At 48.0% G+C, this 26,542-nt stretch carries 21 protein-coding genes and 1 pseudogene; 21 read left to right on the top strand and 1 reads right to left on the bottom strand.

The window, feature by feature from the left end:
• Positions 1-351 precede the first annotated feature (351 nt).
• The 12 genes from ACI4J0_RS10740 (at position 352) to ACI4J0_RS10685 (ending at position 13,451) form a co-directional block, all read left to right on the top strand.
• The gene (locus tag ACI4J0_RS10740; protein ID WP_439765808.1) at positions 352-1,047 is read left to right on the top strand and encodes a sugar transferase; all 696 of its coding nucleotides are present in this window, start codon (positions 352-354) and stop codon (positions 1,045-1,047) included.
• 23 nt (positions 1,048-1,070) lie between these two features.
• On the top strand, positions 1,071-1,922 hold the full coding sequence (locus ACI4J0_RS10735) for a glycosyltransferase (RefSeq protein ID WP_439765807.1): 852 nt from the start codon (positions 1,071-1,073) through the stop codon (positions 1,920-1,922).
• On the top strand, positions 1,919-2,932 hold the full coding sequence (locus ACI4J0_RS10730) for a Stealth CR1 domain-containing protein (protein ID WP_439765806.1): 1,014 nt from the start codon (positions 1,919-1,921) through the stop codon (positions 2,930-2,932). Before ACI4J0_RS10735 ends, ACI4J0_RS10730 begins: the two co-directional genes overlap by 4 nt.
• Positions 2,932-4,038: a glycosyltransferase gene (locus ACI4J0_RS10725; RefSeq protein ID WP_439765805.1), complete on the top strand. Its 1,107-nt coding sequence runs from the start codon at positions 2,932-2,934 to the stop codon at positions 4,036-4,038. Before ACI4J0_RS10730 ends, ACI4J0_RS10725 begins: the two co-directional genes overlap by 1 nt.
• Positions 4,039-4,050: 12 nt before the next feature.
• Positions 4,051-5,082 carry a glycosyltransferase family 2 protein gene (locus ACI4J0_RS10720; RefSeq protein WP_439765804.1) on the top strand — a complete coding sequence of 344 codons (1,032 nt, stop codon included), beginning with the start codon at positions 4,051-4,053 and terminating at the stop codon, positions 5,080-5,082.
• Between the two features lie 17 nt (positions 5,083-5,099).
• Positions 5,100-6,299, top strand: a complete 1,200-nt coding sequence (locus ACI4J0_RS10715; RefSeq protein ID WP_439765803.1) for an O-antigen ligase family protein — start codon at positions 5,100-5,102, stop codon at positions 6,297-6,299.
• Positions 6,296-7,831, top strand: a complete 1,536-nt coding sequence (locus ACI4J0_RS10710) for a lipopolysaccharide biosynthesis protein (protein WP_439765802.1) — start codon at positions 6,296-6,298, stop codon at positions 7,829-7,831. The genes ACI4J0_RS10715 and ACI4J0_RS10710 overlap by 4 nt, the downstream gene beginning before the upstream one ends.
• Positions 7,832-8,042: 211 nt before the next feature.
• Complete coding sequence (locus tag ACI4J0_RS10705) at positions 8,043-9,458, top strand: MBOAT family O-acyltransferase (RefSeq protein ID WP_439765801.1); 1,416 nt, start codon at positions 8,043-8,045, stop codon at positions 9,456-9,458.
• Between the two features lie 39 nt (positions 9,459-9,497).
• Positions 9,498-10,037: a cysteine hydrolase family protein gene (locus ACI4J0_RS10700; protein WP_439765800.1), complete on the top strand. Its 540-nt coding sequence runs from the start codon at positions 9,498-9,500 to the stop codon at positions 10,035-10,037.
• Complete coding sequence (locus ACI4J0_RS10695) at positions 10,034-11,761, top strand: DHHW family protein (protein ID WP_439765799.1); 1,728 nt, start codon at positions 10,034-10,036, stop codon at positions 11,759-11,761. Before ACI4J0_RS10700 ends, ACI4J0_RS10695 begins: the two co-directional genes overlap by 4 nt.
• 7 nt (positions 11,762-11,768) lie before the next feature.
• Positions 11,769-12,563: a histidinol-phosphatase HisJ family protein gene (locus ACI4J0_RS10690; RefSeq protein ID WP_439765798.1), complete on the top strand. Its 795-nt coding sequence runs from the start codon at positions 11,769-11,771 to the stop codon at positions 12,561-12,563.
• Between the two features lie 96 nt (positions 12,564-12,659).
• Positions 12,660-13,451, top strand: a complete 792-nt coding sequence (locus tag ACI4J0_RS10685; RefSeq protein WP_439765797.1) for an Rpn family recombination-promoting nuclease/putative transposase — start codon at positions 12,660-12,662, stop codon at positions 13,449-13,451.
• 291 nt (positions 13,452-13,742) lie between these two features.
• On the opposite strand, the gene ACI4J0_RS10680 is transcribed toward ACI4J0_RS10685, so the two are convergent.
• Positions 13,743-15,974, bottom strand: a complete 2,232-nt coding sequence (locus tag ACI4J0_RS10680; protein ID WP_439765796.1) for a sulfatase-like hydrolase/transferase — start codon at positions 15,972-15,974, stop codon at positions 13,743-13,745.
• 238 nt (positions 15,975-16,212) lie between these two features.
• Between ACI4J0_RS10680 and ACI4J0_RS10675 the strand changes: the two genes are divergently transcribed.
• The 9 genes and pseudogenes from ACI4J0_RS10675 to ACI4J0_RS10635 all read left to right on the top strand — a co-directional run.
• The gene (locus tag ACI4J0_RS10675) at positions 16,213-17,742 is read left to right on the top strand and encodes a CoA-transferase (RefSeq protein ID WP_439765795.1); all 1,530 of its coding nucleotides are present in this window, start codon (positions 16,213-16,215) and stop codon (positions 17,740-17,742) included.
• 21 nt (positions 17,743-17,763) lie between these two features.
• Positions 17,764-18,198: a YunG family protein gene (locus ACI4J0_RS10670; protein ID WP_439765794.1), complete on the top strand. Its 435-nt coding sequence runs from the start codon at positions 17,764-17,766 to the stop codon at positions 18,196-18,198.
• A 165-nt stretch (positions 18,199-18,363) separates the two neighbouring features.
• On the top strand, positions 18,364-19,353 hold the full coding sequence (locus ACI4J0_RS10665) for a tyrosine recombinase XerC (protein WP_439765793.1): 990 nt from the start codon (positions 18,364-18,366) through the stop codon (positions 19,351-19,353).
• Positions 19,354-19,366: 13 nt separating this feature from the next.
• Positions 19,367-20,320: an alpha/beta fold hydrolase gene (locus ACI4J0_RS10660; protein WP_439765792.1), complete on the top strand. Its 954-nt coding sequence runs from the start codon at positions 19,367-19,369 to the stop codon at positions 20,318-20,320.
• A gap of 394 nt (positions 20,321-20,714) precedes the next feature.
• Complete coding sequence (locus ACI4J0_RS10655) at positions 20,715-21,614, top strand: NAD-dependent epimerase/dehydratase family protein (protein WP_439765791.1); 900 nt, start codon at positions 20,715-20,717, stop codon at positions 21,612-21,614.
• A 222-nt stretch (positions 21,615-21,836) separates the two neighbouring features.
• Positions 21,837-23,363: a YifB family Mg chelatase-like AAA ATPase gene (locus tag ACI4J0_RS10650; protein WP_439765790.1), complete on the top strand. Its 1,527-nt coding sequence runs from the start codon at positions 21,837-21,839 to the stop codon at positions 23,361-23,363.
• 81 nt (positions 23,364-23,444) lie between these two features.
• Entirely contained in the window at positions 23,445-23,933 is a 489-nt protein-coding gene (locus tag ACI4J0_RS10645; protein ID WP_439765789.1) for an NADAR family protein, read from the top strand.
• Between the two features lie 60 nt (positions 23,934-23,993).
• On the top strand, positions 23,994-24,455 hold the full coding sequence (locus ACI4J0_RS10640; RefSeq protein WP_439765788.1) for a hypothetical protein: 462 nt from the start codon (positions 23,994-23,996) through the stop codon (positions 24,453-24,455).
• A gap of 436 nt (positions 24,456-24,891) precedes the next feature.
• Positions 24,892-26,542, top strand: a pseudogene (locus tag ACI4J0_RS10635) (DNA-directed RNA polymerase subunit beta); the annotation flags it as partial.

The following is a 26,542-nucleotide window of genomic DNA, read 5'->3' as shown; positions in this document are numbered from 1 at the left end:
TTTATCCTCCAAAAACGGTGCAAGGGGTGAGAAATGCGACAGCATTTCGAGGGGAAGGCATATTGTGAAGCAAGCTTCACACGACCGCCTCCCCTTCTTACAAGTTTTAGGTAACTTACCCTCAAAAACGTTCCGGTGGAACGTTTTTGACAAAGCAATTTTTACATTGGTTTGTGCTTATTATATAATTGTCATTTCTTTTTCGACAGACTGGAGCGGATATCCCGACGGGGGTATCCGCTTTTGGCATTTGTTTCTATGTTTTTTGTCAGCAATAACAATTGACAAAAAAATCTGCTTGGTGTATAATTATAAGGTGTATTATTATCTCGGCAGAAAGGGGAGAGGATATTGAAGGCAGGTCTTATGGACAAGGAGCAGAACACTGCTGCGCCCGAATACAGTGCTTTCGTGAAAAAACCCGCCTACAGCTTTTTTAAGCGCACTGCGGATATCCTTCTGTCCTTTATTGCTTCCCTTATCCTTCTGATACCCTGCGCAGTCATAGCCCTGCTCATACTGACAGAGGACGGCGGACCTGTTATATACGCCCACAGCCGTGTGGGAAAGGACGGCAGACCTATCAAGGTGTACAAATTCCGCAGTATGAAGCGTGATGCCGATAATATGGAGAAATATCTGACCCCCGTTCAGCAGGAGGAGTTCAAAAAGGAATACAAGCTTAAAAACGACCCCCGCGTAACAAGGATAGGCAGAGTGCTCCGCAGGACGAGCCTTGACGAGCTGCCCCAGATATTTATGAATGTCCTTATCCTGGGAAATATGTCCGTTGTGGGGCCCCGTCCCGTTGTGAACGAGGAAACTATGCTCTACGGAGACGACAGAGAGGCGCTTCTTTCCGTAAAGCCAGGGCTTACAGGCTATTGGGCGGCATATGCGGATAAAAATACAAGCTATGAAAACGGCTCCCGCCAGAAAATGGAGCTTTATTATGTAACTCACAGGTCGGTGCTTTTCGATCTGAAAATAATATTCAAGACAGCGGAAACGGTAATTAGAAAGGCATTTTATACTAATAACCAATAAAACTTATTCGGAGGACTTGTCTGATGGCGGCTGAACTCAGATATACGGTATTGATGTCCGTTTACGGCAAGGTGGACTGCGGCGAGCTGAAAACTGCCGTGGACAGTATGCTTGCCCAGACCCTGCCCCCCGCGGAATTTGTCATTGTAAAGGACGGACCTCTTACTCCCGAGCTTGACAGCCTTATCGACGGATACCGGGAAAAATTCCCGGGTCTGTTTAAATTATGCCCTCTTGAGGAAAACTGCGGTCTGGGAGCCGCCTATGCCGCAGGAACAAAGCTCTGTTCATCGGAATATATCGCCATAATGGACAGCGATGATTATTCGCTCCCCGAAAGATGTCTTACCGAGGCGGAGTATTTTGAAGCCCACCCCGAAACGGATATGGTCGGCAGCAGTATTTCCGAATTTACGGGCAGCCTTGACAATATCACCGCTTACCGCAAAATGCCCGAAAGCCATGAGGAATGTGTGAAATTTGCCCATTCGAGATGCCCTGCCGCTCACCCAAGCACTATGCTCCGAAAATCGGCGCTTTTAAAGGCAGGAGGCTACAGAAGCTGCCTTTTTGCCGAAGATTACGATCTGTATGTAAGAATGATAATGGCAGGCTGCCGCTTTTACAATTTCCCTAAGCCGCTGGTCTATATGAGAGTTTCGGAGGGCTTTTACGGCAGGCGGGGCGGCATGGATTACCTGAAAAAGATAGCAGGATGCAAGATAAATTTCTACAAAATGGGATTTTATTCCCTTTATGACCTTATCAGGGGGCTTGCGGTCCATACTGCGGTCTGCCTTATGCCCAACCGCCTGAGAACATGGGTCTACAACAGGCTGCTGAGAAAAAACAAAAAGGAGATATCCTCGCAATGAAAAACGACGGAGAGATAGATTTCGTTATAATATGGGTGGACGGCTCAGACCCCGAGTGGCAGGCGGAAAAGGCAAAGTACGCTCCCCCCGTTCATACCGACTCCCGTCCCGAGCGTTACCGTGACTGGGAGCTCCTTCCCTATTGGTTCAGAGGGGTGGAGAGGTTTGCTCCATGGGTGAGGAAGATACATTTTGTTACATGGGGACATATTCCCGGGTGGCTGAATACCTCCCACCCTAAGCTTAATATCGTCCGCCACGAGGACTATATCCCCGAAAAGTACCTGCCCACCTTCAGCGCCAATCCCATTGAGCTCAATCTCCACAGGATAAAGGGGCTTTCCGAAAATTTCGTTTATTTTAACGATGATATGTTTCTTATATCTCCGGTTTCCCGGGAGGTCTTTTTTAAAAACGGTCTGCCCTGCGACAGCGCTGTGCTGAACGTTCACTGCTATTCCCCCGAGGTATCCTTCCATATGTGCCCGATAAGAGATATCGGCATCATCAATAAATATTTTTCTATGAAAGAGGTCATTAAAAAGGACCCTGCCAAGTGGTTTTGTCCTCTTTACGGCAGACAGCTGCTGAGAACCCTCGCTCTTCTGCCCTGTCCCCGTTTCCCGGGAATGTGGCAGCATCACCTTCCCACTTCGTTTCGCAGACAGACCTTTGAGGAGCTGTGGGAGCTGGAGGGAGCGGAGCTTGACGATACCTGCATGAAGAAATTCCGCCATATGCTGGATTACAACCAATGGCTTTTCAAGGAATGGCAGCTTGCAAAGGGCGAGTTCGTTCCCAGAAGCACACGTATAGGCGCAAATATGCGGCTGGGGGATATGAATGAATGCTCCGAGGTGTGCGAGTATATCAGAAAGAGAAAAGGAAAAATGATATGCATAAATGACGGCAGGCTCACAGATGAGGAGTTTGAGCGGTACAAAAAGGAGCTGATAAGCGCCTTTGACGCCATACTGCCCCATAAGTCCGAATTTGAGGTAGACGGCTGATGAAATATGTCATTGAAAAGATGAAGGCTCTGACCAACGGTGGAATGGAGGCTTTTGTTTTTAAAAACACTTTCCTGATAAAAAGCCCCGGGCTTAATATCTCATATTATTCCGACGCGGAGCCTGTAACGGCAAAATATGATGAGGAAATGAAGGCTCTGGGCAGGAAGCTGACCGTTATGCCTGCCGAAAATAAGGGGAAGGTGCTCAAAAGGCTTGTTATATGCAGGCACTTTTACGCTCACTGCAAAAAAAACAAGCCTGACATTGTTCATGTACATATGAGCTGTCCCCTGGAGCTCCTTGAGGGAGCCGCAGCGGCAGCGGCGGGAGTTAAGAAGATCATCCTTCATTCCCATTCGGGAGACCGCCCCGGGGCAGGCACTTTGAAAAAGCTTATTTTTGAGCTGTGCCGCATAATGATGAGGACAGGAAATTACCGTCTTATCGCCTGCTCGGAAATGGCGGGAAGATATATGTTCGGCGCAAAAAGCCGCTTTACCGTTTTAAATAACGGCATAGACACGGCACATTTCGGCTTTGACCCGTCCGTAAGAAATGAGATGAGGGATAAGCTGGGTCTGGGAGATAAATTTGTCATAGGTCATGTGGGACGTCTGGCAAAGATAAAAAACCACTGCTTCCTTGCGGATATCTTCAGGTGTATCCTTGAGAAAAACAGCCATAGCGTGCTGCTTATCGCAGGGGACGGGGAGTATGAGGACAGGATAAGGGAGCATATCGGTGAGCTTGGCATTTCGGAAAAGGTCATATTTGCAGGTGCGGTGAACGACCCTGCGCCTTATCTTTTTGCCATGGACGCTTTTGTGCTGCCCTCTTTTTCCGAGGGGATATCCATCGCCGCCATCGAAGCCCAGACTGCGGGACTTAAAACCGTATGCTCCGATAAAGTGCCGAAAGAAGCTGCTGTTACAGAGCTTTGCTCCTTTATGCCGCTGGAAGGCTCACCGCAGGAGTGGGCGGAGCATATAATTTCGGAATGTGACGGATATATCAGAAAAAGCTTTGCCGAAGAGGTCAGAGCCAAAGGCTATGACATTGCCGATACCGCAAAGCAGCTTGAGGAGATATATTCGGAAGAATGAAAGGAAAAGCTTATGCCTCTTGTTTCGGTGATAATCCCCGTTTATAACGTCGAAAAGTATATCACAGCCTCCGTCCGGAGCGCAATGGCTCAGACGCTGACGGATATTGAAATAATACTCATAAATGACGGTTCCGCCGACAGGAGCGGAGAGCTTTGCAGAGAGCTTGCAGAGGGCGACAGCAGGATAAGGGTGATAGACAAGGCAAACGGCGGCGTTTCCTCTGCGAGAAATGCGGGGATAGAATGTGCCTCGGGAAAATGGCTTTATTTCATGGACCCCGATGACCTTATAGAGCCCCATACACTCGAAACGGCTGTGAATACGGCAGAAGCCGCAGGGACGGATATGTGCTTTTTCGATTACGACAAGACAGACGGAGCCGAAAAAACGCCCCGTCGGACGCTTTGTCTCGGCAATTCGGACAAAAGGGTCTTTACCGACACCTCCCTTGATGAGACCCTGAAAATATACAATTTCTTTGAAGGCTCCTGCTGTATGTTTATCATCAGGGCGGATATAGTTAAGGGTAAGCTTTCATTTGACGAGGAGCTGAGCTACTGCGAGGACGAGGACTTCAAGCTGCGCTGCTATGCCAATATCTCGTCCTTTGCATACGTTCCCGAGGTGCTTTATCATTATTATGTAAGGGAAAATTCCCTTACCCACAGGGAAATGCCCCGCCCCGACAAGGCGGCTATGGCGGTCTACAGGGCAAATATCCGCGCTCTGGAAAAATACACCTTCCCCCTCGGAACAAAAGCTATGATAAACTCAAGCCTTATCAACCTCCTGGCTATCGTCGTTTACCGCACTCTTGACAGCAGGGGCGGCACATCATTGGGGGAAAAGCTGGAGATGATAAGGAGCTTTATCTGCTCGGAGGAGTTTGAGGGCGCATTAAGAGAGTATGACCGCTCTGTGCTGACGAAAATGTCAAAGCTTCTGGTGCTGTTCGGAAAGCCGAATATCCCATATGTCCTTGCTGTATATTTTCTCAGGCGCCTGCGGCAGAGCTTTGGCAGGCGGAAAAACAACATCTGATAGAAAGTGGCAATTATATGAAAATAAAAAAGAGTCTGCTTCTGTTTCTTTTTCTGATAATACCCTTTATCAAGCCTGCGGAATATATCCTCGACCCGTATGTTGACAGCTTTATCGACGCATGGAAGGTCTGCGCCTCCCTTATCGCCATATATATGTATATAAAAAAATCGGAGCTGTCTCCTTTTATTATTTTTATGTCCCTGTATCAGATATCCATTGTTATCCCCACTGCCGTGAACAATATCCATAACATCAGGGGACCTGTTGTTATCATGCTTTCCAATATATCCTTTGCTATGATCGCAGAGCTGGGCATCAAGCACTACAAGCGGGAATTTCTCTCGGCAATGAGCATATTCGGCGGACTGATGTGCCTGATAATGGCGGTAACAATGTTCATATACTATCCCGAGGGCATGGACCAGAAGGAATTTATGGACCTCCTCGGCGACAGGAACTATTATTTCTTAGGACATGACAACGGCTCCTTTTTTATCGTTTTTGCTATCCAGGTGTTCTCCATAATAAACTGCCTGGATAAAAAGGGACGGCTTACTGCGGGCACTGTTCTGTTCTGGCTTTTTGTGGACGGCGCATATATTTATGTGCGCTCGGGAGCGGCGGTCACAGCTATCATTCTGCTCTGGCTCTACCTTCTGTTTTTCTATAAAAAGAACATCTCGGATATTTTCAATTTCAGGACCTATATTGCCGCCGTTTTGTGTCTTTTCTTTTCGGTGGTGGTGTTCAGACTGCACGTATATTTCCCGTTTATTGTCGAAAACGTTTTTCATAAAAATATGACCCTTTCGGGCAGAACGGTCATATGGGACAGGGCGTTTGTATATATCAAAAGGTCGCCACTCATCGGCTACGGTCAGGAGGAAATGACAGTCCTGCTCGAAAAATTCGGCATAAGCCACGTTCACAACATTTTCCTTGAAATACTGTACAAAAGCGGCATAGTGGGACTGGCGCTTTATTCGGTCATTGTCTGCCTTATCGCCAAAAAGCTTATGGCGTGCCGCGGAAACAGGATAAATGATTTTACGGCATTTGCCCTTTTCCTGTTTTATCTTATCTCAATGGTGGATTATTACGAGAGTAAATATGTTATATACGGTATGATAGTTCTTGCGTATAATATGCCCTATCTTATCGGCGGGAGCGAAGCCGTTCCCGCAGGGGAAAAGGGCAGGGAGCAGAGCCTATGACACGAACACAAGCTTCTCTGAAAAATCTCATCACCGCCTTTATCGGTCAGGCGGCGGGAATACTTATAAGCTTTATCGCAAGGCGAGCCTTTCTCGACTGCCTTGACGAGCAGTATCTGGGAATAAGCGGACTTTTTTCAAATATCCTTACCGTTCTCTCTCTTGCGGAGCTGGGAGTTGGCTCGGCAATGACCTTTGCTCTCTACAAGCCTCTTGCGGAGAATGATATATCCCTGGTGAGATCGCTTATGCGGCTGTACAAACGGGCGTATAATGCCATAGGAGCGGCGGTGCTTGTCCTTGCGGTGCTTTTTGTACCCATATATCCACGGTTTATGGACGAGGTGCCCGATATCCCACACCTTACGGCAATATATCTTCTGTACGCCGCAAATACGGGCATCTCATACTTTTTCTCCTACAAGCGCACTCTGATAATATGCGACCAGAAGCGTTATGTGGCGACTATGTACCATTACGGCTTTTATTTTGCCCTGAATATTGCCCAGATAGCTGTGCTTTACGCCACGAGGAATTATCTGCTGTTTACCGCAATGCAGCTGCTGTTTACTGCTGCGGAAAATATCGCCGTTTCGCTGACGGCGGACAGAATGTATCCATATCTCAGGGATAAAGACGTTTCTCCCCTGCCCGAAGCCACGCTTTGCGATATAAAAAAGAATGTCAGAGCAATGCTTATGCACAAGGTCGGCAGCATTGTGGTGCTGTCAACGGATAATATCCTTATCTCTAAGCTTGTGGGCATTGCTTCAACGGGGATATATTCCAATTATTACCTTATCACAAATGCGCTGGAGAGGGTGATCGGGCAGATCTTTACCTCTATCTCCGCAGGAGTGGGAGACCTGAACGCTTCCGGTGAGGACAAGTCAAGGCTTATGACCTCCTTTTACCGCATATTTTTTATGAGCTTCTGGATAATGGGCTTTTCCTTTGTCTGCCTTGTGTGCCTTTTCAATCCCTTTATCTGTCTGTGGCTCAAAACCGACAGCCTTATTTTCGGTATGGATACGGTGGTGCTCATATCGGCGGTGTTTTTCCTTACGGGTATGAGAAAATCTGTGCTTACCTACCGCGAGGCGGCAGGCGCATTTTACTATGACCGCTACAAGCCCATTGTTGAGTCGCTTGTAAATATCATTGCTTCGATAGTCCTTGCCCGTGTTATGGGCGTTTCGGGAATATTCCTGGGCACTGTCATAAGCACTCTGACGGTCTGCATATGGGTGGAGCCGTATGTGCTTTTTAAGCACGTTTTCAGGTCAAGCCCGAAGAAATATTTCTGCCGTCTCCTGCTTTATACCGCTGTGACCGGGGCTGTATGCGCATTGACATATTTTGTCTGCGGCTGTGTGACCATAGCTTCTCCCCTGTGGGATCTTGCGGTCAGGGTGCTGATATGCGCATTGCTCCCGAACCTCATATTCCTTGCCCTTTTCGGCAGGACAGAGGAGTTTAAGTTTTTCCTGAAGCTTCTGACGGATATTATCTCGGGGAAACTGAAAAAATGAGAAATTGTCTCTCTCCGGCTGTATCGGGGAGAGACGCTTTGATTTGTGATTAGTCGGAATATCCTATTTTGCTTCAAAAGAGCGTATGATTTTTTACACAGTAACCGAAATGTTATTTATCCGTCATCAATTTTGTCTTTATACGGTTGAAAAAACAGATTTTTAGGTGTATAATAGTAATACAGATATTTAAATAAAGGAATGTAATGCGTTGGTATTTTCGGATATATTTTTTCTGTTCATATTCCTGCCCCTGTTTCTTATCTGCTACTTTGCGGCGTCCAAAACAAAGATAAAAAATATCGTGCTGATAATCTTCTCCCTGTTTTTCTATGCCTGGGGAGAGCCTGTGTGGGTCTGCCTGCTCATATTCAGCTCGGTATTTGACTATTTTAACGGGCGCTTCATCGACAAGCACAAGGGCGAGAAAAAGGCTGTTCTCGGCGTGGTCATCTCCTGTGTGGTAAATCTTTCTATATTAGGAGTGTTCAAGTACAGCGGTATGATAGTCTCGGGCATAAACGGCTTGCTGGGGCTTTCCCTGCCCGTTCCCGATTTTCATCTGCCCATCGGTATCTCCTTCTACACCTTCCAGTCCATAACCTACGTGGTGGACGTTTACAGGCAGAAGGCAAAGGCTCAGAAGAATTATTTCGGCTATCTGCTGTACCTGTCCATGTTCTTCCAGCTTGTGGCGGGCCCAATCGTAAGATACAGCTCCGTTGCGCGGGAGATAGAAAACAGGGACATCAAGATAAGCGAGTTCCATCAGGGCATAAACCGCCTTATTTTCGGTCTGGGCAAAAAGGTGCTTATCGCCAATTCCATGGGTCTGCTCGCCACCGAGCTTCTGACCTTTGACAAGGCGCCCTCCTCCGTTCTGGCGGCGTGGGCAGGCGTTATAATGTATTCGCTCCAGATATACTACGATTTCTCGGGCTATTCGGATATGGCTATCGGCATGGGAATGATGTGCGGCTTCCATTTCCCCGAGAACTTCGAGCACCCCTATGTTTCCTCCTCAGTCACCGAGTTCTGGCGCAGGTGGCACATTTCTCTGGGAACATTTTTCCGCGATTATGTTTATATCCCCTTAGGCGGAAACCGAAAGCACCAGCTTTTGAACATCGCCATCGTGTGGTTCTGCACGGGACTGTGGCACGGCGCAAGCTGGAATTTCATCATCTGGGGACTTTACTTCGGCGTTCTTCTCGTTATCGAGAAAACATTCCTGCTTAAAGTCCTTGACAAGGCGCCTAAATTCTTCGGACATCTCTATCTTATCATCGCTGTTATATTCGGCTGGGCAATTTTCTATTTCACCGATGTATCGCAGCTTTCCTCCTGTCTCGGGGCAATGTTCGGGGCGAATGGTCTTGCACTTACGGATATCCTTACCGTTTCAAAGCTGAAGGGCAGCCTGTGGCTCATAATCATTGCAGTTGTCCTCTGTATGCCCGTTTACAGCTATGTTTCAAAGGTGGGGGAGCGGTTTGCTATGCAGTCAAAGGGCAAATTCGTTTTTGTCAGCGTTGTTAAGATAGCCGTTCTCGGACTTATTATGTTCCTGTCGGTTATTTCTCTTGTGGGCGATACCTATAATCCGTTCCTTTATTTCAGGTTCTGATGACCCCTGTTTATTATTTGAATTGAAAGGAAGATGGCATTGGTACTGTTGATAGTTGACGCTCAGAGGGCGATAACAAACGAGGCGTTATACCGTTTTGAGAAATTTGTATCAAATGTTAAGCTGCTTATTGATACCGCCCGCAAATGCGGTATTGAGGTCATCTATATCTGGCACGACGACGGACCCGGCAAACCCCTTTCAAAGGGAAATGAGGGCTTTGAAATTTATGATGAGTTCAAGCCTGCCGATGGTGAAAAAATATTCGACAAGACCGTTAACAGCCCTTTCAGAGATACGGGACTGACCGAATATCTCAGAGATAAGGGCGAAACCACTCTGATAATTGCAGGGCTTCAGACGGATTACTGCATTGACGCCGCAGTTAAATGCGGCTTTGAACACGGCTTTCATATCATTGTTCCCGAATATTCAAATTCCACCTTTGACAATGAATTTATGACTGCCGAGGAAAGCTATAAATATTATAACAGTTTTATGTGGAGCGGAAGATATGCCGACTCTGTTTCTATGGAAGAAACGCTCCGCATTATGGATATGAAAGGCTGTAATAAATGAAAGAACCTAAAGAAAATAACAAGCCCCAAAAGGGCAAAAAAACATACAAGCCTCAGCCCGTTTCAAGAAAGAAACGGCTTACCGAGGCGGAAAAGGTATATAAGTCACGTCACGCCGTCTTTGAAAGAGTGAGCATAATACTGTTTCTTGCGGTGCTGTTTTTTACGGGGCTTTGCCTTGTTTTCCTTAAACGCCCCGATTTTTCCGAGTCGGAGAAGCGCGAGCTTGAAAAGAAGCCTGAGCTTACTGTACAGAGCTATCTTGACGGCAGCTTTGCGTCTCAGTTCACAGCATATTTTTCCGATACCGTTCCGTTCCGTGAGCAGATAGTGGAGCTGAACGCAAAGTTTGACAGCATCAAGGGCATAAGCGCTCCTAAATTCTACGGCAATGTGAACGTTGTAGCCGACGATGAGGGCAACCTTATCGGTGAGGAAACTTCTGCTGTTACCGAAACACAGCCTGCCGTTTCCGAGACATTACCCGGTGAGACAGCTCCCGAGGGAGAGGTGACAGCTGCCGTTTCCGAGACAGCTGCCCCCGAGACTGCCGTTTCCGAAACAGAGACGGAGGAAGAGGAGGAAGTGGAGAACATTGCCGATTTTGCCAACAACGGCATTGTTGTGGACGGCGTTAAGATGTACGGAGACAATGCGGGCGTTATGCTCTTCGGCGGCAACAAGAAGATGGGCACACGCTATGCCGAGCTTATCAGCCGCTACAAGGAGGCTATGGGTCCCGATGTAAATGTGTACAACATCGTTGTTCCCACCTCTGTTGAGTTCTATCTGCCTAAGAAATTCCAGAAGTACAGCTCCTCCGAAAAGGACGCCATCGAGCATATCTACAGCAGCTACACCGCCGATGTTATCCCCGTTGATGCGTACTCGGAGATAGCCGCTCACACCGATGAATATATCTATCTGAGGACCGACCACCACTGGTCTCACAGGGGTGCATACTATGCCTATGCCGCTCTTGTAAAGGCAATGGGCGAGACTCCCAAGGACATTGACAAGGATTACGAGGTACGGGAGATCGACGGCTATGTAGGCTCTCTCTACGGCTACACCAACGACCCCATTCTGAAAAACAGCCCCGAGCTTTTCACCTACTACAAGCCCAAGTCCGAATACAAGACCTATTACTATGACTACGACACCTTAAAGCCAAAGGGTCAGGGCACTCTTTTCTATGACAATGTAAGCCCCGGCTATGCTTACGGCGTGTTTATCGGCTCTGACGCTATTCACACCCAGATAATCACAGAGAACAACACGGGCAGAAAGGTCTGCGTTTTCAAGGAGTCCTACGGAAATGCCTTTGCGCCCTATCTTGTGGACAGCTTTGACGAGATATATGTTATAGATATCCGCTATTTCGGCAGAAATGCTGTGGAGTATATGAAGGAGAAGGGCATTACAGACGTTATTTTCATAAACAACGCCTTTGCCGCAAACACAAGCTCTCTCATTGACGGCATTGAGAAGCTGTTCACCAATCCCTACGGCACACTTGACGATGAAAAGATAGCTGCTGTTCAGCCCTATTATGCCACTTCGGAGACAGCTGCTCCCGTGACTGCCGCATCGGAGACGGGGGCTGTGGGAACTCAGGCTTCGGATAATGTTCCTGCGGAAACTGCTGCTCCTTCGGAAACGGCGGCTCCCGTTCAGAGCGGCAATATGCCCGTAAATTCGGACAATGCAGGGGAAACGGGGTGAGCGGCTGATGTACGCTGACTGTCACATTCACACAAGCTTCTCGGGGGACAGCGACACCCCCCCGAGGGAGCAGATAGAAAAGGCAATTTCCCTCGGAATGAAGCGGATATGCATTACCGACCATCACGACTATGACGTGGTATCGGATATCGATTTTAACCTTGATTTTCCGGGGTATTTCGAGGAGCTGTCAAGGCTCAGGGAGGAATACTCCGACAGGCTCGATATTTGCATAGGTGTTGAAATGGGCTTGCAGAGCCATATTTCGGGATATCTTGAGGAGCTGTCGGAAAAATATCCTTTTGACTATATCATCGGTTCGGTGCATTTCGTTGACGGGCTTGACCCATATTATGACGAGTATTTCGACACCCACGAGGGAAACGCATATGAGCGCTTTTTTGAGGTCACTCTGAAAAGGATAAAGAAAATAGGCTGCTTTGATTCGCTGGGACACCTTGACTACATTGTCCGCTACGGGAAAAAACGGGGACTAAAGTTTTCCTATGGGGAATTTGCGGAGTACATCGACCCCATTCTGAAGGTGCTTGTCGAAAAGGGCAGGGCTCTTGAGTGCAACACAGGCGCACTTGCGAGAGGTATGGATGAGACTAACCCCTGTAAAAAGGTTTTTCTGCGGTACAAGGAGCTTGGGGGGGAGCTTGTTACCCTCGGCTCGGACGCTCATTCTCCCGAAACTTTGGGTATCTGCTTTGATATGGCGGGGGATATGCTCAGAGACTGCGGTTTTAAGTATTATGCGGTTTATCGCGGAAGACAGGCGGAGCTTTTAAGGCTGTGATAAAATACAGCAGGAAAATGTGACGCGAATGATCCCCTTGAAAATCAACATAAAGTGTGATATAATGAAGATAATATAGGCGGAAGGAGAAAAACGATGTCACGAAATGTTATCTCAGCAAAGCTTGATATTATTTTCAAAAAGATTTTTACCGAAAATGAAGATATGCTTCATTCGTTTGTAGCAAGTATGCTTGACGTGGCGCCTGAGAGCATATCCGAGATCAAGATAACCAATCCCGAGCTTCCCCCCGAAACACTTGCAGGAAAGTTCAGTCGTCTTGATCTTAATCTGAAAGTGGATAACCGGCTTGTCAATGTGGAGATCCAGGTGAAAAACGATACTGATTATCGTGACAGGACGCTTTTTTACTGGGCAAAGCTGTACTCCTCTGAACTGAAAAGCGGTGAGGACTACAGTGAGCTGAAACAGACCATCACAATAAATATCATAAATTTCAATATGTTCAGCGGTGATGATTATCACACCGAGGTTGCCGCAATGATAAAAGGCACAGATGAGGTGTTCTCCGACAAGTTCGGCATTCACTTTTTCGAGCTTAAAAAGGTCGGTAAAAAGCCCAACCCGGACAACAGCAGAGAATTATGGCTGCAATTTATCAATGCCGACAGTGAGGAGGAGTTTGAAATGATCGAAGCTACTAACGTGCCTATTATGCAGAAAGCTGTCAGGATAATATATGACATAAGCGAGGATACTAAGATCAGGGAAATAGCACGTCTGCGTGAAAAGGCTCTTCACGATGAGGCTTCCGCATTGAAAAATGCTAAGGCGGAAGGAAGAGCGGAAGAACGTGCTGCGGCAATTCAGAAAATGAAGGCTCTGGGCTTCACCGAGGAACAGATAAAAGCTATATATACCGAATAGGTGTAATACTAATAACCAATTAACCTATGGACAAAATACGGCGGCTATAATACGCCAACTCTGCGTCAAACTCCCTTGCCGGGCGACAGCCCGCCTGCGGTCGTTTTCCTTGATTTGTCGTATTCTATCCACCGTCTTTATCCATAGAACAATTGGTTATTAGTATAAATATAACTTCCCAAAGCAGCGATCAGCTCATATAAATGAAATATTCCGTTCTTCCGTCTTTGTCGGCAGAACGGTCAAAAATAAGCATAGGGACCCACAGTCCTTATGCTTATTTTTCTCGCATTATGTATTTTCATCGGCGCCGAAAAGCACCTGATAATAATTATTGTCTACCACCTGACCCGAGAAGTTGATCTTATTTTTTACCAGACCCGATATCCTGTCAACATACGCCTTATCGTATTCATAGCCTTCGTTGGGATAGAATTTCCTTGTCCTGGCATTGTATTTTCCCCGCTCTGTCGCCCAGCTGTAGCTGTTCCATACGGCTATGGCTTCCTGACCCGAGAAAACGTCCCTTCCCACAAGAAGTCTTGAGTCATATTCAAGTCCGAAAAGATTTGACAGGGTGGGCAGGATATCAAGGCTGTATGTAGGCGAGGATATCTCGCAGGCATAGTCCGAAAGCTCGTTTTCAAGGCAGCCCGACCAGAGTATCCAGGTGTTGTGGTCCTTTTCCCAGGGGGCGCTGTATTTATAGCCGTAAAGGTCGGTAACATAATCCCGGTCGTTTTTATATGTATTGCTCTGCTCAAGGCCGTAGGGATAATGGTCGGAGGTAATGCAGATGACCGTATCGTCCGCTATGCCTGCCTCCTCAAGCTTCTGCACAAGCAGCGTGAGCGCATTTTCAAGCTCAAGCTGATAGCAGAGATAATAATTGGTCTTGTCCTTGTACTTGTTTCCGTGGGTCTCAAGGACTTTGGAGAGATTTTGCTTTACCTTGTTGTTTTCCGCGTTATATATGCAGTGACCGCTGATAGTCATATAGTACAGGCTGAAGGGCTGCTTGTCGATGTATTCGTCAAGGGTGGCGTCAAACATTACTGAGTCGTCGGAATAGCGCCTGATGATATTTTCAAGCCCGTTTCCGAAGGCAAGGTAATTGTCATAGCCCAGGTTTTTATGGGTCTTGTCACGATTGTAGAAATCAAAGGTGCCGTTGTGGTAAGCACAGCTTGTGTAGCCAAGTCTCTGCAGCTGATTTCCCATTGTGAAATAATTGTTGTTGTTTCTGATAGTGTACATTGAGTCTACGCCGTGAGTGGGTACAAGTCCCGTAAGGAAGGAATACTCTCCCGTGGAGGTGGAGCCGCCCCAGGTGGGCTGATAGTATTCGGAGAAATATATGCCCTTATGACTTAGCCTGTAAAGGGTGGGGGTCATCTTCTCGTCTATGACCACATCGGAAAAGGCTTCGGCGCAGATAAGGATAAGGTTTTTGCCTTTGAAAAGTCCTGTGTATGCGTTCTTGTTTGATGGCGCAAGGGACTGAACATACTGATTGAGAGCCGTTACCTTTGCGCTGGGGTTCGGTATGCCTGCAAAGTCTATCGCCATTGCATTTACGCCCCCCACAACGGGCAGGGGAGCAGCGGTGGTTTTTTCGGTTACGGTCTGAGACGGCTCGGAAGTCACCCCTTCTGTCGCGGAAGGCTCTGTTTCGCCGGTTTCGCTTTCGGCGGAGGAAGCTGTCTCTGTCATTGGTACAGAGGTCTGCGCTGTGACGGATGTTTCTTCGGGCACTGCTGTGACCGTTGCTGCCCCAGCGGTATCGGAAGAGGAAGAGCCCAGCGTAACGGGGGAGGTCTCCGGGATATCCTCCATTACAAAAAGGATCTCCTCCTCATTTCCGAAAAGGGCATACTGTGTGCTCAGCCGCAGGCTTGCACAAAGTCCGAATTTTTCCGTGGCAAGGTCAAAATCAAAACGGGTCTTGTATATATCCCCGTACTCTCCCGAAGAAGCGCCGGCGGCTGTAACGCAGAATATGCCTGCCGCCAGCACTGCCGTACCTGCCGATAACGCAGGGCTAAGCTTATTCTGCGGTACAAAATGCAGCTTTCTGCCCAGGACGGTATACAGCACTGCAGGAGCAAAAAACAGCAGAAGCTGGGGTATGGAATTCAGTACAGAATTGGTTATATTTTCAAAGTAGCCTGTTACCACGCCGCCGAGCCCTGCAAATATGGAGTCAAACTCCATATAAAGCTGAAAGCTGTTCCTGATAAGACATTGTGCCGCAAAAAGCAGGGCGGTGATATAAAGCAGGACCATGGTGCATATTTTCTGCGCTTTGGGGGGAGCAAAAGCTATAAGTCCCGAAAGGATAAAGCCTGAGGTCAGACTGAAAAGGAGACGGAAGCCCCAGTCCTCAAAAACAGGCTGCCCCGCAAAGGCTTTCAGTATGATCTCATTGTAAACAAAAACCAGAGGTATATAAAGAAGGGATAATAGATCAGCTGTGCATTTTTCTTTTTTTTTCGACAGCTCTTCGTTCTTTGTCTGTTCCATCAATATCTCTTTTCCCGGCAATTTTTCGTTGGCAGCCGACATATTTCATTATACATCATTACGCCTTTTCGTGTCAATGATAATTTAGCTAAACTTTCGGATATCTCTTAACGTTTTTTTAACTTATAAGTTCTTAGGAGCTGTTTTCACCATTCTGCTTGACAATCGGTGCAAAATCGTTTAGAATATATAATGGCTCATTTTGTAATAATATGTCAGAAAAGAGAGATAGTAAGAAATGTATAAGATCATGACCTCAGACGAAGCGGCAGAGCTCATCAAGGACGGCGACGTAATCTGTCTTAACTCCTTTGTGGGCATCGAAAACCCTGTGGAGCTTCACGAAGCCATTTACAGACGATACAAGCAGACAGGCGCTCCAAAGCACCTGACCATCGTTTCCAGCGCCGGCTTCGGCGTTTGGGACGAGAACAGAAACGCCGAGAGCTACATAAGAGAGGGCGCTGTGGATAAGCTCATCTGCGGCCATTTCGGCGCAATGCTCAGCACAAAAAAGCTTGTCCTTGAGGACAGGTTTGAGGCATACAATCTCCCCCTGGGCTGCATTTCCCACGCTATACGCGCGCAGGCGGGCGGTCTGCCCGGTGCGCTGTCCAAGGTGGGACTTGACATTTTCGTTGACCCCCGTCTTGACGGTCCAGGGATAAACAATATTTCTCACGATGATTCCCTGGTAAAGCGTGTGGAGGTGGATAACGAGGAGTTCCTCTATTACACGCTCCCTAAGATAAATGTGGCACTCATAAAGGGCACTGCTGCGGACAGAAAGGGCAATATCTCCTTTGACGAGATGTATATGTCGGGAGATGCACTGTCCATCTGCCAGGCGGTAAAGGCTAATCACGGCAAGGTCATCGTTCAGGTTGACCGCATCGTCAGCACTCCTTCCCGTCCACGAAACACCATTATCCCCGGCTGTCTCGTTGACGCTATCGTTATGGTGGAACCCGAGCCGAGACACGCGGCTTACGAATCCCTTACGGGAAGCTTTGAGATACCCTATGCACAGTGGCAGGACTGGAACGAGATGCTCGCGGAGCGCACTGCCACAAAGGCGGCATACAATCCTGCGGCAAACATCATCGGAAAGCGTGCTTCCGAAGAGCTTACACCCGAGGATATCGTAAACATCGGCATAGGCATTCCCGAAAATGTGTCCAGATACGCAAGGGAGAGCGGTATGCTCGACCGCATAACTCTGACTGTGGAGTCGGGCGGCGTTGGCGGATTTCCCGCTTCGGGAACGGTTTTCGGCGCTATGATAGGCGCTGCCTCCATGAACGATATGGCAAACCAGTTCGACCTTTACGACAACGGCGGTCTTGACATCTGCTTTATGGGCGGACTTGAGGTGGACCGCTTCGGAAACGTTAATTCCCACCGCGGCCCCGGCGCATTCTCGGGCATCGGCGGCTTTGCAAACATCACCGCAAAGACTCACACCGTTGTTTTCTGTCTGACCTTCAACACCAAGGGGCTTGAGGTCATCGAGGGCGAGAACTGCGTTACTATTGAGCGAAACGGCGATATACCCAAGTTTGTGGAAAAGATAAACAGCATAAGCTTCTCCGCAAAGCGTGCCCTTGTCAATAAGCAGAGGGTGCTTTATGTGACGGAGCGCTGCGTTTTTGAGCTGTGCGGAAGCGGTCTCAGGCTCATTGAGGTATATGAGGGCGTTGACCCGAAAAAGGATATCATAGATCTGCTGCCCTTTGAGATAGAAATTGCTCCCGGGATAAAGCTCTGATGATAAGGTGAGGTGCCTTTTATGGAATATGGATTTTACGGCCGGGAAAAGGCTGATGTTCCCCCTGTAAGCGATGGATACGCAAAAATATCCGACCCCCGCGCTCTCTATGATATGCTGTCGGAGATATGGTGCGCCGAGACCTGTGCTCCCCGTCTGAGGGAGGGCTGGACTAAGGAAAATATGACCTTGGGACAATGCTCAATTACCGCTTTTCTCGCTCAGGATATATTCGGCGGGAAGGTTTACGGAATACTCAGACCGGGCGGAAATTATCACTGCTACAACGTTGTGGGGGACTGCGTTTTCGACCTTACCAGCGAGCAGTTCGGCGATGAGAAGCTGTGCTATGAGGACAACCCCGAGCAGTTCAGAGAGGTGCATTTCGCAAAAGAGGAAAAGCGTCTCAGATACGAATATCTTAAAAATGCACTCCGCGCAAAGCTTGACGATTGAATATCCTGCCCCGTATTTATATTCGGATACGGGGCAGTGCTGTATACATAAAATTCAACGGCGGCGCCGCGATGAATATCCGTGCGGCTGCCTTTTTTATTCCCTTGACAGTAAAAAGGGATTATGATAAAATTAAATAAAAAACAGCATCGGAGGTGAGCTTTTATGACGGATATGAAGGACTGTCCCCCATATCTTCGCGAATATATTTTCTATCTCAGGGTCATAAAAAACCGCTCGGAAAAGACCATCGAGTCCTATTACATCGACCTGCGGCTTTTTCTGCGGTACATCAAGGAAAATATGATGAACGCAAAGGGCGATGATATTGATATCATTGCCGATGTGCCCTTTTCAAAGGTGGCAGGCATCACGCTGGCGGACGTTTACGAGTATCTCAACTACTCCGCCGAGGAACGGGGCAACAACGACAAGACCAGAGCAAGAAAAATTTCCGCTATCAAGGGATTTTACAAGGCTTTGTGCAATAATAAGCTTACAAGCTTTCATCTTGAGACAAATCCCGTGGAGGCGCTGGACGTTCCCAGTCCCAAAAAGGCTCAGCCCAAATATCTGGGTCTGGACGAGAGCAGGAAGCTTCTTGAAAATATAAGTCCTGCCGAGGATTTTTACGAGCGGGATTTCTGTATCCTTATGCTCTTTCTCAACTGCGGAATGAGACTTTCCGAGCTTGTGGGGATAAATATTCAGGATATTGACTTAGATGACCGCACGCTCAGACTTCTTGGAAAGGGCAACAAGGAGAGGATGATCCACATCAACAACGGCTGTGAGGAGGCTATAAGGCAGTATCTTGCCGTCCGTCCCGAGGCTCCCACCGAGGCGCTTTTCCTCTCCAAGCGGAAAACCAGGATAACAAACAGACGTGTACAGCAGATAGTTTCAAACGCTCTCGACCGCATTGGCATGGGAGACAGGGGACTTTCCACCCACAAGCTGAGACACACCGCCGCCACTCTTATGTATCAGTACGGCAACGTTGACCCTATGGTGTTAAAGGAGATCCTGGGTCATGCCAGCGTTTCCACCACCGAGATATACACCCATCTCACCAATGAGAACGTGAGAACGGCTCTTGAGTCCAATCCCCTTTCCGACGAGGGCTTCAAGATGAAACGCAATAAACACCTGTGAAAGGAGATCGCATATGAACTTTATAAGATCCGAACACTCATTTATAAGCTCCAACAAGGCAGACAGGATAGCATACTATATTTATACTCCCAAGGAGGGAAAGGCAAAGGCGCTGGTGCAGATATGTCACGGTATGTGCGAATACGCACAGCGCTATGAGCATTTTATCGACCACCTGTGCAAAAACGGCTATGCGGTCATTGCACACGACCAGCTGGGTCACGGAAATTCGGCTGCCGAGGAGTATGACCTGGGATATTTTGCCCTTGACAACGGCTGGATATGCCTTATCAAGGATATGCGCCACGTTATGCTTATCGGCAGGCAGGTGTTCGGGAAGATACCTCATTATGTTATCGGTCATTCCATGGGTTCCCTTGTTACGCGCTGTCTGCTGGCAAAGTACAGCTCGGACGTGGACGGTGCGGTAATTCTGGGAACGGTGGGAAATCACCCTGCCGTTCATGCGGGGGTCCTTATGGCGGACAAGGAGATCATGCTCCACGGGGTGAAGAGCCGCTCGAGAAAGATAAACAGGCTCCTTTTCGGAATGTCAAACGCTCGCATTGCCGACAGGAGGACGGAATTTGACTGGGTATCCCGCGACGAGCAGGTGGTTGCGGATTACTGCGGCGACAAAAGGTGCAATTTCATCTTCACCGCTTCTGCATTCCGTGACCTTTTTATGCTCCTGATGTACTGCACCTCAAGGTCGTGGTACGGCAAGGTGAGAAAAGACCTGCCTATGCTTATTATGAGCGGCACGGAGGACCCCATCGGCTCATACGGAAAGGGCGTTATGCAGTTTTACAGGCGGCTTGATTCCCACGGCTTCACCGATGTGCGCCTCAAGCTCTGGGACGGCTGCCGCCACGAGCTTCTTAACGAGACAAACAGGCTTGAGGTCTATGAGGATATTATAAAGTGGCTTGACGGCGAGGTCGCCCCGCGGCGAGACGTTCTTTAATTTGTTTGGGCGTCATACTGTCGGCTCGGTAACGATACAAATTAGCTGACCTGATAGATTGAGGGCGAGGGCGGGGGTCGCCCCGCGGCGAGGTCGCGCTGTCGGTTTGTGCGGGGCGGCTGTTTTGTTTCCGCGCCGATAGATTTTGTATCGGCGTGTCATATCGGAATTTGGCGGGGGTCGCCCCGCGGCGAGGTCGCGCTTTGAATTTGTGCGGGGCGGGAGTTTTGTTTCCGCGCCGATAGATTTTGTATCGGCGCGACATATCGGAATTTGGCGGGGGTCGCCCCGCGGCGAGGTCACGCTGTCGGTTTGTGCGGGGCGGTTGCTTTGTTTCCGCGCCGATGGATTTTGCAACAGAATGATATATCGGAATTTGGCGGGGAATGCAGATATGAAAAAGATACTTGTAACAGGTGGCACTGTATTTGTTAGTCGATATATTGCAGAGTATTATGTTGCTAAAGGCTACGATGTATATGTGCTTAATCGAAACACTAAAGAACAGTCCAAGGGTGTAAAACTTATCGAAGCTGATAGGCATGATCTTGGTGAAACCCTTCGTGAATATCGCTTTGATACTGTAATAGATACAGGATATACTTCCGATGATGTAGAACTGTTGCTTAACGCTTTGGGAGATTATGAAAACTATATTCTTATCAGTTCAAGTGCTGTATATCCTGAATATGTTCCACAACCATTCAAGGAAGATGCTCCTCTCTCTAATAACAAGTATTGGGGCAAGTATGGAACGAATAAAATAGAGGCAGAAACTGCTTTGTTGAAACGAAACCCCAACGCATATATTCTTAGACCTCCATACTTATATGGTCCTATGAACAATGTATACAGAGAAGCTTTTGTTTTTGATTGTGCATTGGCTGACCGAAAGTTCTATTTACCTAAAGATGGTGATATGAAGCTGCAATTCTTCCATGTCCATGATTTATGTAGGTTCATTGATGTCCTGTTGAAAGTAAAACCGTCCAGGCATATCTTTAATGTGGGAAATAAAGAGGTTGTTTCAATTCGTAAGTGGGTAGAGCTATGCTACAATGTTGTCGGAAAACAAGCCTCATTTGTAAGTGTTCATCAAGATGTTGAACAAAGGAATTATTTCAGTTTCTATGATTATGAGTATTGCTTGGATGTTTCCTTGCAGTATGAACTAATGGGAGATGTGAAATCGTTAGAACAGGGTTTGGAAGAATCCTATGCTTGGTACATCAACAATAAGGACAAGGTAAACAGAAAACCTCTTATCGAGTACATAGAAAACACTTTGTGTTAAGCCAATTCCAATATGTCGGGCTGTTGTCATATCTATCGGCGCGGAGATAAAGCAGCAGTTTCGCATAAACCTACAGCGCGACCTCGCCGCGGGTCGTCACCCGCCAAATCGAAATATATCGGTCAGTATATTTGTAACGTTACCGAGCCGACAGTATGCCGCCCGAATGAATTATAGAACGTCTCGCCGCGGGTCGTCACCCGCAGAAAGGAAGGAGCAGTTATGTTTGCAAAGATAAACAGTCTGGGGCTATTCGGGCTAAACGCATTTGCGGTGCAGGCGGAGACCGAGGTGAGCAGGGGCACGCCCTGCTTTGACATCGTTGGACTGGGCGACACCGCCGTTAAGGAGAGCCGCGAACGCATAAGGGCGGCTTTCAGAAGCGCAGAGCTTAAATTTCCCCTTGCCCGTGTCATTGTAAACCTTGCTCCTGCAGACACCAAGAAAACGGGCAGCGTTCACGACCTGGCTATCTTTGTTTCTATCCTCAAGGCAACGGGGGAGATAACCGACGACCTGGATAGGACTGCTTTTATCGGCGAGGTCTCCTTGAATGGCGATGTCCGACCCGTAAACGGCGTTCTGCCTATGGTACTCTGTGCCCAAAGAGAGGGCTTTGACACGGTTTTCGTTCCTGCGGAGAATGCTTATGAGGCGAGCGTTGCCGAGGGTGTGACGGTTTACGGCGTTGAGAATGTCAGGGAAATTCTGGGGCATTTTTCAAGAGAGGCAGTCCTCATTCCTCGGAAAAAGTACGAGGTGCTCCCCGAGGAATGGTTCGATACGGTGGATCTTGCGGACGTAAAGGGTCAGCAGACTGTGAAAAAGGCTATGGAATATGCGGCGGCGGGAGGACATAATCTGCTGATGATAGGTCCTCCGGGCAGCGGCAAGTCTATGCTTGCAAAAAGACTTTCCACCATTATGCCTGCGATGACCTTCCGTGAGTCGGTGGAGACTACAAATATCCACTCGGTCTGCGGCATTGTTTCACGAGAGGAGCCGCTGGTGGTGAAAAGACCCTTCAGGTCGCCTCATCACACCATTTCCGCGGCGGGACTTTCGGGGGGCGGCAGCGTTCCCCGTCCGGGGGAGATCTCCCTTGCCCACAACGGCATACTGTTCCTTGACGAGCTGCCCGAGTTTTCAAGGCAGGCGCTGGAGATACTCCGTCAGCCCCTTGAGGACAAGCAGGTGACTATCTCGAGGGCTTCGGGCACGGTCACATATCCCTGCTCATTTATGCTGGTGGCGGCGATGAATCCCTGTCCCTGCGGATATTTCGGGCACCCCACAAGAAAATGCATCTGCGGTCAGAAGCAGGCGAGGGCGTACATAAACAAGATCTCGGGTCCGCTGCTTGACAGGTTCGACATACAGGTTGAGGTGGCTCCCGTGGAGTATTCCCATTTATCCTCGAAAACAAAGGAGGAAAGCTCGGCGGCGATACGTGAACGCGTTCAGCGTGCAAGAGAAATTCAGCAGGAGAGGTTCAAGGGCACGGACATTATCTGCAATGCGGGCATCACTTCCGATATCCTTCACGAGGTATGCCCCGTTACCGAGTCCGCGAATGAGCTTCTCAAGGGCGTTTTTGAGAAGATGGGGCTTTCCGCCCGTGCTTATGACAGGATACTCAAGGTATCGAGGACTGTTGCGGATATGGACGGCAGCGAGGTGATCGACCGTCCGCACATTGCAAAGGCGGTGCAGTTTCGGAGCCTGGACAGGAAGTATTGGAATGAGTGATGGAGTGCCGGGATTAAATTGATAAGTCGAGCAGTCGGTAAGGTATTTGTAAGACATCAAACAGCAAAAAGGAGGACGTTTATGAGAAATGTTGTTTGCTTTCATAACCCCGAGGAAATAAACGGTTACTTAAGCAACTGGTATTTGTCGGATTTTATGACAGAGGGGATCAGGTTTACCTCTATGGAACAATATATGATGTACAAAAAAGCCGTTCTGTTTAATGATACCAAGATTGCGTCACAGATATTGCAGACTTCGGATGTGGGAAGGATCAAAGCCTTAGGACGGAGCGTCGGGGATTATAATGAGTCTCTGTGGAATGGTATGCGGCAGATCATCGTTTATAAGGGCTTGCTTGAAAAGTTTAAACAGAATAAAGAATTGGCAGACAGGTTATTATCAACCGATGAGGATATTCTGGCTGAATGTGCGGTCGGGGATAAGATCTGGGGCATAGGAAGATCTATGTCCGACCCTTCAAGATTTAACACCGATGAATGGACAGGGGAAAATTTACTTGGTTATTCTCTGATGATGGTAAGAGATGAACTGAGAAAAAACAGATAAATGGCGGGCAGCTCCGAAGTTTTTGCAGTAAATATTCGGAATGAAAGGAGATGCATTTAAATGCTTACAAAACCGCAGCACGGCTGGAGCGATTTCTCCCTTGAGGGCACTTCCGTATATGGACTGAGCTATCTTTCCGATATTGCTTTTGAATGGATAGATGCGGCGATATTCGGACTGAAAAATCGGAGCCCTTTCTGCGTGAAGGGCTATCTTGAACCCGACAGGCTTTTATGTGTTGTGAGCTTATATAATTGTCATATCATTATTGAAGATGAGTTCAGCCGCTGTATGGAGAAAAAGGATATAGTATACGAGTATTCCAATACAAGTATGCTGGATTTCTGCAGGCGTTTATATGATGATATCAGCAGCTGTACAGATGAATGGGCTTCGTTTTCAGATCATCAGGATGAACATACGGAGAAAAATAAGCAGGCACTTACCGGGAAACTGGAAGAACTTAAAGAGCTTATTACTCAGAAAGAAAAGTTTTTCGATGAGGGCTATTGTTTCTTTTGATGGCTCTCATTTCGGGAAATATAAGCAGATATGTGCGTTATATGCGCTGCGGCTTTTGATTCCGCGGCGCATTTTTGGCTTTTTAGTACAATAGTGCATATGTGTTAAAAAATATACTGTATCGGTTGTGCAAAATGTAAAAGTTTGAAAAAAAGGGAAAAAGCCCTTGACAACCGTGGACAGATGTTATATAATAATATACTGTATCATAATGTATTCTTATGCCTGTTTTACCAATGTTTACTCGGCTTTTGGGCAGGATCTCCGGCTTTGATGCTTGAAATTCCCTGCTGTTGTCAATAATATGACGGGGGCAGCGCGCTCCCCGGTAATGCGCTTTTTCGCAGTATTCTGACAGGCTCGGGCATAGCGTACATTTTGTTCGGAAGCTTTTTCCGAATGTTTTTTTCTAAACAAAGTGAGGAGGAGTCCGCCTATGGTGAATGTAAAGCCGGTGCAGCTCGGTAAGACTACTCGTATGAGCTTCGGAAAGATAAATGAAGCTCTTGATATGCCTAATCTTATTGAAGTGCAGAAAAATTCCTACAAATGGTTTCTTGAGGAGGGACTTAAAGAGGTTTTCCGTGATGTTGCCGCTGTCACGGATTATAACGGCAATCTGGTGCTTAATTTCGTCGATTATCATCTCGACGAGACCCCTAAGTATTCGGTCGAAGAGTGCAAGGAAAGAGACGCTACCTATGCTGCTCCGCTCAGAGTAAAGGCTACTCTCTGGAACAAGGAGACCGGAGACGTTAAGGAAAATGAAGTTTTTATGGGCGATTTCCCTCTTATGACCGAGAGCGGAACCTTCGTTATAAACGGTGCGGAGCGAGTTATCGTTTCTCAGCTCGTCCGTTCACCCGGCGTTTATTATGCCTTTGAAAAGGACAAGACGGGCAAGGACCTGTTCAAGTCTACCGTTATCCCCAACAGAGGCGCTTGGCTCGAATATGAGATGGATTCCTCCGATGTTGCATATGTCAGGATCGACAAGAACAGAAAGATCCCTCTTACCACATTTATAAGAGCCCTCGGCTGCGGCACCAATCAGGAGATCGATGATATGTTCGGTCCCAGCGTTATCCTCAGCCAGACTATCCTTGAAAAGGACTCCAATATAAATACTACCGAGGAAGCTCTTCTTGAAATTTACAAGAAGCTCCGCCCCGGCGAGCCTCCTACGGTGGACAGCGCTATTTCCCACATCAATATGCTCTTCTTCGACGCTAAGAGATACGATCTCTCACGTTTCGGAAGATACAAGTATAACAAGAAGCTGGGTATCGCTTCACGTATTGCAGGTCACTACCTCTCAAGACCCATCGCTAATCCCGCTACGGGCGAGATCATGGCTGACGAGGGCGAGCTTATCTCCTATGACAGAGCCAGGGAGATCGAGCAGGCAGGCGTTATGGAGGCCTGGCTCAGAGTTGAGCACAAGGAGATCGTTACCACCGCTCAGGGCGAGACTCAGAGCCATGTTGAGGAAAAGGAAGTCAAGGTCATCGGCAACGGTATGGTAGATATCAAGGGCTATGTTGACATTGACGCTGCTGCCTGCGGCATTAACGAGCTCGTTTCCTACAAGGTGCTGAGAGATATCCTCGACACTGCGGCAGACAACGACGAGCTTGAGGAAATGATCAAGAAGCGTGCTGATGAGCTTGTTCCCAAGCACATCACTCTTGACGACATTTTCGCTACCATCAGCTACTTTATCAATCTCTGCGAGGGCGTCGGCACAGTGGACGATATCGACCACCTGGGCAACAGACGTATCCGTTCCGTTGGCGAGCTGCTCCAGAATCAGTTCAGGATCGGCTTTGCGCGTATGGAGCGCAGCATCAGAGAGAGAATGAACACCCAGGCTCAGGAGGCTGAGACCATCACTCCCCAGAGCCTTATAAATATCCGTCCCATAACTGCGGCTATCAAGGAGTTCTTCGGCTCCTCGCCTCTGTCACAGTTCATGGACCAGAACAATCCCCTTGCGGAGCTTACTCACAAGAGACGTCTTTCCGCGCTGGGTCCCGGCGGTCTTTCCCGTGACCGTGCAGGATTTGAAGTCCGTGACGTTCACTACT

Source organism: Huintestinicola sp. (assembly GCF_051882455.1).
GTDB lineage: Bacteria > Bacillota > Clostridia > Oscillospirales > Ruminococcaceae > Huintestinicola.
Note: the sequence above shows the minus strand (reverse complement) of the source record. Positions and strands in the feature narration are given on the sequence as shown.